9 protein-coding genes are annotated in these 8,689 nt (G+C 35.7%); all 9 read left to right on the forward strand.

The features are described 5' to 3' along the window. The first annotated feature begins 125 nt into the window (after nucleotides 1-125). The 9 genes from NTHER_RS14910 (at nucleotide 126) to NTHER_RS14945 (ending at nucleotide 7,669) form a co-directional block, all read left to right on the forward strand. A complete protein-coding gene (locus tag NTHER_RS14910; protein WP_012451952.1) occupies nucleotides 126-1,094 on the forward strand; it encodes a site-specific integrase in 969 nt (322 codons plus the stop codon). A gap of 15 nt (nucleotides 1,095-1,109) precedes the next feature. Next, nucleotides 1,110-1,700, forward strand: a complete 591-nt coding sequence (locus NTHER_RS14915) for a hypothetical protein (protein ID WP_012451953.1) — start codon at nucleotides 1,110-1,112, stop codon at nucleotides 1,698-1,700. Beyond that, nucleotides 1,690-2,358 carry an HNH endonuclease gene (locus NTHER_RS14920; RefSeq protein ID WP_012451954.1) on the forward strand — a complete coding sequence of 223 codons (669 nt, stop codon included), beginning with the start codon at nucleotides 1,690-1,692 and terminating at the stop codon, nucleotides 2,356-2,358. Before NTHER_RS14915 ends, NTHER_RS14920 begins: the two co-directional genes overlap by 11 nt. Before the next feature lie 232 nt (nucleotides 2,359-2,590). After that, on the forward strand, nucleotides 2,591-3,034 hold the full coding sequence (locus NTHER_RS14925; RefSeq protein WP_012451955.1) for a helix-turn-helix domain-containing protein: 444 nt from the start codon (nucleotides 2,591-2,593) through the stop codon (nucleotides 3,032-3,034). A gap of 164 nt (nucleotides 3,035-3,198) precedes the next feature. Further along, on the forward strand, nucleotides 3,199-3,762 hold the full coding sequence (locus NTHER_RS14930) for a site-specific integrase (RefSeq protein WP_012451956.1): 564 nt from the start codon (nucleotides 3,199-3,201) through the stop codon (nucleotides 3,760-3,762). A 20-nt stretch (nucleotides 3,763-3,782) separates the two neighbouring features. Next, nucleotides 3,783-3,941: a hypothetical protein gene (locus NTHER_RS16020; RefSeq protein ID WP_012451957.1), complete on the forward strand. Its 159-nt coding sequence runs from the start codon at nucleotides 3,783-3,785 to the stop codon at nucleotides 3,939-3,941. 330 nt (nucleotides 3,942-4,271) lie between these two features. Next, the gene (gene iscB / locus NTHER_RS14935) at nucleotides 4,272-5,498 is read left to right on the forward strand and encodes an RNA-guided endonuclease IscB (RefSeq protein ID WP_012451958.1); all 1,227 of its coding nucleotides are present in this window, start codon (nucleotides 4,272-4,274) and stop codon (nucleotides 5,496-5,498) included. A 334-nt stretch (nucleotides 5,499-5,832) separates the two neighbouring features. Beyond that, entirely contained in the window at nucleotides 5,833-7,119 is a 1,287-nt protein-coding gene (locus tag NTHER_RS14940; protein ID WP_012451959.1) for a replication protein, read from the forward strand. Beyond that, nucleotides 7,100-7,669 (forward strand): type II toxin-antitoxin system PemK/MazF family toxin, encoded by a 570-nt coding sequence (locus NTHER_RS14945; RefSeq protein ID WP_148206952.1) that lies wholly within the window; start codon nucleotides 7,100-7,102, stop codon nucleotides 7,667-7,669. Before NTHER_RS14940 ends, NTHER_RS14945 begins: the two co-directional genes overlap by 20 nt. Nucleotides 7,670-8,689: the final 1,020 nt, after the last annotated feature.

Here is an 8,689-nt window from a genome sequence, read left to right on the forward strand (position 1 = left end):
CCCACGCTGGTATTGAATGAAACGGGGCCGGCACCAAGTGGTGTTCAGACTTTTAATAACTTTATAAAGCCCTTTTTTTAATATATACTGGTAAATTTTGTAAAAAAAGGAGGAGGAAGAGGAAAATGTCGAAAAAAGGTAGTCTAAAAAAACAGATAGTTTCAAGGTTAGAACAAATGAAAGCATGGGATCCAAAAACAGGATATTCAGAATCCCGTCATGAATGGAAAAAAGCCTATAATGAGAAATTTAAAGCTAATGATCCAAGAGGATCTAAGTTAAACATACCTGAAAAAATATTCTCCTCCAATTCCTTCCAAGCAGCAATGCAGGATTCAATGCGATTCCATGACTTTTTGAAAGAAAAAGGAATAAAGTCAATCGATAAAATAAAAGTAGCTCATGCGACAGAATATCTTAATAGAAGAATAAAAGAAGGCAAAAGACCTACCACCGTAAGCCGTGAAAGAAATTCACTGGCAAAATTATTAGGACTTAAAAACTGTGCTGAAATACCTGCTAAAATACCGCAAAATACGAGAGATAATATCTACAAATCCCGCCCTGACGAAATAGGTAACAAGTCAACGTTAAATCCTACAGAGGGTAAATATAAAGAAGTAGTGGAATTTGCAAGAGGAACTGGTTTGAGGCGTTCAGAAGTCGAGAGAGTCAAACCAGAAAATTTTTATAGAGATAACGGTCAATTGAAAATGCACTTGAGAGGAAAGCCCGAAAATACCAAGGGAGCTCGTCCTCGTACTGTAACTGTTAGAAAAGATTATGAGAGTTATGTAGAAGCTAAAATTAATGAAACGCGCGAAAATGGATATTCTCGCATAATATCAACCTTAACTGAAAACGGACAAATATCCGGTTCTCTGGACGTTCATGGCTATGGGAGGAGAGACTTCGCGTGGAATCGATATATTACATTATCTAGGCCTCTAAACCAAATACCAAAAGAAGACCGATATTGGACACGCGGATTCAATAATCTCTGTTTCGATAAAAAGGCTCTTCGTGAAGTAGTCCGTGATTTAGGGCATGGTGAAGGCCAACTTGGGAAAGTGGTATCAAATTATCTCTTATAAGAAAGGAGGAACAAAGTGGAGTATTTAGCTATCAAAAAAGGTTTAGGCGGTAAAAAAATACAGGAAACTGATAAAAGCCAAAGTGACGGGGTTTTTATGACTTGGAGAGAATACCAAGAATTAATATCAAATTATAAAGAAGAATTGAACAAAATTAAAAATCAAAAAGATCAAGAAAACAAAAAAGCCAAAAAAGATGCAGAATATCGAATTTCAGAGATTAAGTATAAGTACAAAATAGAAAGTGAGAAAAAAGATCAACAAATTCGTTCACTGCAGAATGCAGTAGGTCGCTGGAAAGCAAAATATAACGGTGAAGGTAACGCTGGCCAAGAAAAAAATATACCTAAGTATTCGATATTTCGAGTAGATAAAAATAATGGTGAAATCAGAATAACATATCAGATAGACACATTACCTGGCGATGATCCAATTTCAGAATATCAAGATGCGGTCGATATAGGTTCATCAATTATACAAGACCAAGATTTTGAATTTACAGGAGTAAGTTGGACTGAATCAGCAGGATGGACTGCACGATTTGAAATTTCAGAGGAAAAATATCTAGAAAAATTAAAATGTAAGGGAATATGTTTTGTACCGTGACAATCATACCTGCCAATACTGTAGAGGAAAATCGAAAGATTCTATTTTGAACGTTCATCATATCCGAAGCAGACAAAGTCACGGTGATCGCCCTGGTAATTTAGTAACTTTATGTGAAACCTGTCATACTAAACTGCACAAAGAGAGCTTAGAAAATTATTTCCACCCTAAAGATAAAGGTTTTAAAGACGAATCACAATTTACTATTTTAAGATGGTTTATTTATAACGGAATTAAAGAAAAATATCCTGATGTTAATTTGACATTTGGTTATATAACCAAAAACACCCGTATCAAAAACAACTTGCCAAAATCTCATGCAGTAGATGCCCGTTGTATTAGCGGGAATCCATTAGCTAAACCGCCTGTCAATACGTTATACATTAAGCAAGTTCGTAAGAATAACCGACAGCTACACAAATTTAATCCTTCAAAGGGTGGTATCCGTAAAGCTAATAAAGCACCGTATTTGGTCAAGGGCTTCCGACTATTCGATAAGGTATTATATAACAACAGGAAATGTTTTATTTTCGGTAGACGTAAGAGTGGCTATTTCGATTTGCGACTGTTGGATGGTACAAAAATTCATGCTTCAGCTAGTCACAAAAGACTGGATCTTATTGAATCTGCAACATCTATGTTGAAGGAGGTGAGTTGAGGCGTTTCCTCCCACGGTTGAAACCGTGGGTTTCCACGCTTTGTTTTTCATGAAATTAAAGAATCTAAAAACACACACTAACATGTGTGTTTTTAGATTCTAAGCAGGTATAATAAAAATAATAGCGAATATAAGTATTGCAATAAGTTAAGCAGATACATAAGTGTTCCGCACAAATGTCTGAACATCCTGCACTGTGCAGGAAAGTTAAGCAAAATGCTGGGGGTAGGATATGGATACCGGGCGTTATGAAGATAAAGAAGAAATAACTGTAAAAGAGGCAGCTGAGGCTCTAGGAGTTTCAAGGGATACTGTAATGCGGAGGATTCGGCGTGGTGAAATGAAAGCAGTTAAAAGAGAAGGTAGTTATGGAGACCAGTGGTTTATACCGGCTTCTGAACTACAGATATATGATATGCAAGAAGTTGTAACTGTTCAAAAAAGCATGAGTCCAGAACAGGTTCAAAATATAATGCAGAAAGCGATAAGGGAGAACATTGAGAATATGAAAGAAGAACTTCGCGAAGAAGTGCGTGAGGATATGAAAGAAGAGATGGAGAGCTTAAAACAAACAATAGAAGACCGAGATCAAAAGCTGGTTGAAAATTTGCGAAATCGTTTAGATCAGCCAAATAATAAAAGTTTGATTGAAAAAATAAAAGATATGTTTAAATAGAAAATGCAACAAAACTATATTTTGTTACATTTTTAAAAAGTCTATTAACTCCCGTCATAACAGTTCATAACTAACTTGATAACTGTTTGCGGGAGTTATTTTATGGTTGCAAATATCACAAATCGAATGTTAAAATTACAAAAAATGATATTGGAGGGGTAGTCATGAATCATGTTTCTCCGATTAAAGATTTAAAAAAAATAGATCACATAAAGCGAATTTTAAAACAAAAAAATAAGCGAGACTACTGCCTATTTGTGTTAGGGATTAATACAGGTTTACGTATATCAGATTTACTAGAACTTAAAGTTTCTGATCTCGTAGATGAAAATGGTAAACCAAAAAAGAATTTGGAACTGAAAGAAAAGAAGACCGGAAAAAATAAACAAATGATTCTTAATGAGAAAGCAAGATCAGCAATTCGTGAGTACGTTCAGGATTCAAAATTAAGTCTTAATGATAGTATTTTTAAGAGTCAAAAAGGTGGACCGATTAGTCGCGAACATGCTTATAGAGTAATCAATGAAGCTGCTAAGGCGGTAGGAATAAAGGAAAGGGTCGGGACTCATACTTTGAGGAAGACGTTCGGCTATCATGCTTATATCAATGGCGTTGATATATCTCTGATACAAAACATTTTTAATCATTCAGCTCCATCTGTAACTTTGAGGTATATTGGTATAGAACAAGAAGATATAGACGATGTGTATATAAATATTAATCTCTGACTAAAAGGAGGTAGAAAACAGTGAGTAATTTGAAGGAAATAATAGAAGAATTGGAGGAAGAAAAAGCTAAAAAAGTAGAGCTAATGAATCAACTGGAGGAAAGCAAAACCAAAAAATTTCACGAGGGAGAATATAATGGCTTGGCAGTAGCAATTAAGAAACTAGAAAAATCGTTGTGAGACTTCACAGAATTGTCACAGATTGCTCTAAACCCAAGAGATAATGTGATATGTCTTTAAATAAAAAAAGAGATTCACAGCTAAATGTCAACTACCCACGGCTAAAGCCGAGGGCTTGAAACCCTTAGTTGACTAGCCTAAGCACTGTGAGTGCTACGTTACCCGTGAATATATAGGTATCTTGGGGTACTCCTCCAGCTCCAAGCACTACGGCTGGTGATTAAACAGTTCTGAGGGGTAAGAACAGTGTTGCCAGTAAAAACTACGGGGTAACATTGGCGAGGAGGTTTAACGGGAGAAATCCCGACTTACTCTGAAAGGAGTTTTTGCATGGTTTATGTGTTAGCAAAAAACGGAAAACCTTTAATGCCAACTAAAAAACATGGTAAAGTTAGACATTTATTAAAAGACGGTAAAGCAAAAATCGTAAAGAGAACACCGTTTACGATTCAATTGCTATACGAAAGCGATAATTACACTCAACCAGTAAATTTAGGAGTAGACGCTGGTACTAAGCACGTTGGGTTATCTGCAACAACAGGAAACGAAGTATTGTTTGAAGGGGAAGCACAATTAAGAACAAATATTCAAGAATTACTGTCAACTAGAAGAGAAGCACGTAGAGCAAGGAGAAATCGCAAAACACGCTATAGGAAACCCAGATTTAATAATCGTAAAAAACCTAATGGTTGGTTAGCACCTTCAATTCAGAATAAAGTGGATACTCACTTGAAATTAGTTGATATGGTATGCAGTATCCTGCCAGTTTCCAATATTAAGGTAGAAGTTGCTCAATTTGACATTCATAAAATAAAAAATCCAGAAATAGAGGGAGAGCAATATCAACAAGGTGAACAGTTAGGTTTTTGGAATGTAAGGGAATATGTTTTGTACCGTGACAATCATACCTGCCAATACTGTAGAGGAAAATCGAAAGATTCTATTTTGAACGTTCATCATATCCGAAGCAGACAAAGTCACGGTGATCGCCCTGGTAATTTAGTAACTTTATGTGAAACCTGTCATACTAAACTGCACAAAGAGAGCTTAGAAAATTATTTCCACCCTAAAGATAAAGGTTTTAAAGACGAATCACAATTTACTATTTTAAGATGGTTTATTTATAACGGAATTAAAGAAAAATATCCTGATGTTAATTTGACATTTGGTTATATAACCAAAAACACCCGTATCAAAAACAACTTGCCAAAATCTCATGCAGTAGATGCCCGTTGTATTAGCGGGAATCCATTAGCTAAACCGCCTGTCAATACGTTATACATTAAGCAAGTTCGTAAGAATAACCGACAGCTACACAAATTTAATCCTTCAAAGGGTGGTATCCGTAAAGCTAATAAAGCACCGTATTTGGTCAAGGGCTTCCGACTATTCGATAAGGTATTATATAACAACAGGAAATGTTTTATTTTCGGTAGACGTAAGAGTGGCTATTTCGATTTGCGACTGTTGGATGGTACAAAAATTCATGCTTCAGCTAGTCACAAAAGACTGGATCTTATTGAATCTGCAACATCTATGTTGAAGGAGGTGAGTTGAGGCGTTTCCTCCCACGGTTGAAACCGTGGGTTTCCACGCCTTGTTTTTCATGAATTGATGAAAAAATTATGATAAAATAAAAATGAGCTCTATAAAAGAGCCCAATAAAAATTAAATAAAAAGGTAAAAAGGAGTTTCACTAGTGGTTGGCGACCGTGAGTGAAACTCCCTACCGAAAGAAGGCCGTTTAGCCTTTTCCTTTTAAAATTGCTTTCAATTAGAATTATACAAAAATTAAAAGGAAAATGCAATTAAATACTTAAATATTTATAATGGCAAAATATTAAAAAGGCCTTCTTTCGGGTGACTATGTTCGAAAGGAGGCCTTTTTTAATTGTCATCATTAAGCCCATCACGCCAAAGACAGCACCAAAAATTACAATCACATGGACAAGCCCAAAATTTTCTAAACCTAATTCATGAGTCTGGAGAAGATTATTTCTTTTTGGCCACAAAAAAACAAGATGAATGGGAACAACAAAACGCCTTACAATCACCGTCAGAAGTCCATGTTTTGGATGACAGAGACTATTATTACTCGCCTAATAGTTTCTTTGTACCAAAGCGTCATCAGAATACTGTCGGGAAGTTTAAATGCCTTTTCATAGACCTTGATACATATAAGCTAAACGACTATTCGCCCGAAGAAAATTACTGCAATATACACTTTGAAATTTTTTATGAGGGCAAATTACCTTTGCCTAATCTACGTGTTTTCTCTGGTCGAGGTGTGCAGCTAATCTACTTGATACATGAAAGTCCTATACAAGCAAAAAACAGGTGGAACGCCTGTCAGGATATTATATATCAAATTTTTAAACCCTTTGGGGCAGACCCCAAAACCTTAGGAAGTCAATCAATTCTTCGTTTACCAGGTACATTTAATCAAAAAAATGGAAGATTGACTTACTATGAGCTGATCCATGGTTCAAAATATTGCATGAAAAGCTTTTTAAAGCAATATTCACCTAAAGTTAAACGGATTGGATCAACTAAAAAATCTAAAAAGCAGAAGAAAACTAATAAATCTAAATCAAATAAATCAAAGTTTAAAAAATTAATGAATATAAAAACATTAAACTACGGGATATTAAAGGACTTAGAGAAACTGGCAAAACTGAGAAATTATGATCTTCATGGTTATAGGGAAATGATATTATTCCTTTATCGGTTACATAGCTTAAAAAATGATAGATCACCTGAAGAAGCCTTGGAAGACACTTTGGCTTTTAACCAAACTTTTAAAGAACCACTGCCTGAACGTATGGTGATTAGAGATACACGAAGTGCTGAAAGGTATACGGATAAGTATAACTTTACTGCTGAGTGGATTATTAAACAACTTGAAATTGACGAGGAAGAATTAAAACACTTGGAAGTTGTGATTGGTACCGAAGAAAAGAACCGGCGGAAGAAGGAAGTGAACCGTGAGAAACGCAGAGATGCCTCTGGATTAACTGAAAAAGAAAAAGCAAAGGCAAAACACCTTGAGCGACTCAAAAAAGCTCTCAGGCTAAATCCTGCGGCTAAGAAAACGGAACTAGCTAAGGAGTTGGGTGTAAGTAGAGAACAGGTACATAGACTCTTAAAAGACTTGGAGGATGATAATTGTGTTAAATAAAAGATTGAGACAAGCATTAGATCATTTAGGAAAAACAATTCAAAATTATTTTAACGCTAAAAAACGCGATAATCTAATTAAATGGATTAATACATGGGCAGGATATTTAAAAATAGACGATGAAAACCCTACTAGAATAAAATATAAAGCAGGAGACATCATCACAGTAGAACTAGGTTTTAACGTGGGAAGGGAACTAGGTGGAAGACACCCCGCTGTTGTAATAGAGGATAACCCTAAATCATCTAAAACGGTTATGGTGGTACCGTTGTCCTCTTTAAAAAAAGAGAAGAACATCTCTGATATTCACCCAAATAATATATATTTAGGAGAGTTAAAGAGGTTTAATGAAATTACTGGTAAAGAACCAGGGACCGAAAGTATTGCTGTAATAAATCAAATGCGTACTATAAGTAAGTTAAGAATAATCAAACCCAAGTCTGGTAGTGATCCGCGGGTACTACTTGAACCTGAAGAACTTAGAAAAATATACGAAAAAATAAAAGAAAAATATACCTCCAAAGGTTTAAACAGAAAACTTGATAATTAGTCAGAAAGCGTGTATACTGATTATACCTAGGGAACAATATAATTAAGAAATCTTGACCCTTTTAGGGTCCTTTTAAAAGATATCTTGACTTAACTATAAAGTTAGGTCCGAACACAAAAACAAGAAAGGGAGGTTTAGCCTCCCTTTCTTAATGTTCTTACTTGGAAAAAATTCCCAAAGTGTGACATGAAACGTACGCTTATATTGTATAATGTATTATTAGGGTCGGTAGACCCTAATGGGATATCGGATGAGAGTCCGCCGTTAGGCGGACTACCTTTTTAAAGCACGGTTCTGCCGTGCTTTTTATTTAATTAAAAGAATTCGTTAGAATTCTTTCCTTTTTATTTTAGGTTTTTGGGAGAAGAGAATGTTAGGCCTTATTCTTATTTTTATTTGCACCCGCTAGCTGGGGCGGTAGCTGGCTTACTGTAAGATCCACCCCTTGCTTAGGAGCGAAAAAAAAATATATAATAAAAATAAGAATAAGGACCTAACATTCTAGCAGGGAATAAAAAAATGGAAAAACTAAGGCCTAGGAAATTGCAACTAACTACTAGTATAGTACCACCTATCAAATTCGCACAGACAGCTAGTATAGGGGGGTCAGTGAATAACCCAAAACAAAAGGAAATGATCAAGGTCAATGAACCTCTATATGATCATTTCCTGCGCGAACCTGGCTGTAGGCTAATATGCTGATTCGTGGTTGCATTATAAGAGTGTCCCCGTGCTCTTATTGTAATCATGAAACCAGGTGGTCATCTCTCATTTAAACTGGGATAAGGACGTAGATGCGTACCGTAACCAGTTAGCCTATCATGTTCAGTATAGGCCAAAGCAAAAAGAGATGATCGGTCTTGGTAGCAATCAAAACTTCGTCACCGCCGTTGTTTTGACTTTGTTAACAAGATTTCGCGTTTGAAGAGAAGAAGGGATAACTAAATAAATAAAATCCAAAGGGATGATGAACTGCATGGCAGGGATTCTGAACTTATTGGAAGCGGTGTATGGAAAGGG

Source organism: Natranaerobius thermophilus JW/NM-WN-LF (assembly GCF_000020005.1).
GTDB classification, from domain to species: Bacteria; Bacillota; Natranaerobiia; order Natranaerobiales; family Natranaerobiaceae; genus Natranaerobius; species Natranaerobius thermophilus.

Bases quoted from the DNA above. Each gene is read 5' to 3' on its own strand.
- NTHER_RS14945 (WP_148206952.1), top strand. From the start codon at position 7,100: ATGATAATTGTGTTAAATAAAAGATTGAGACAAGCATTAGATCATTTA.
- NTHER_RS14925 (WP_012451955.1), top strand. From the start codon at position 2,591: ATGGATACCGGGCGTTATGAAGATAAAGAAGAAATAACTGTAAAAGAG.
- iscB (WP_012451958.1), top strand. From the start codon at position 4,272: ATGGTTTATGTGTTAGCAAAAAACGGAAAACCTTTAATGCCAACTAAA.
- NTHER_RS14910 (WP_012451952.1), top strand. From the start codon at position 126: ATGTCGAAAAAAGGTAGTCTAAAAAAACAGATAGTTTCAAGGTTAGAA.
- NTHER_RS14930 (WP_012451956.1), top strand. From the start codon at position 3,199: ATGAATCATGTTTCTCCGATTAAAGATTTAAAAAAAATAGATCACATA.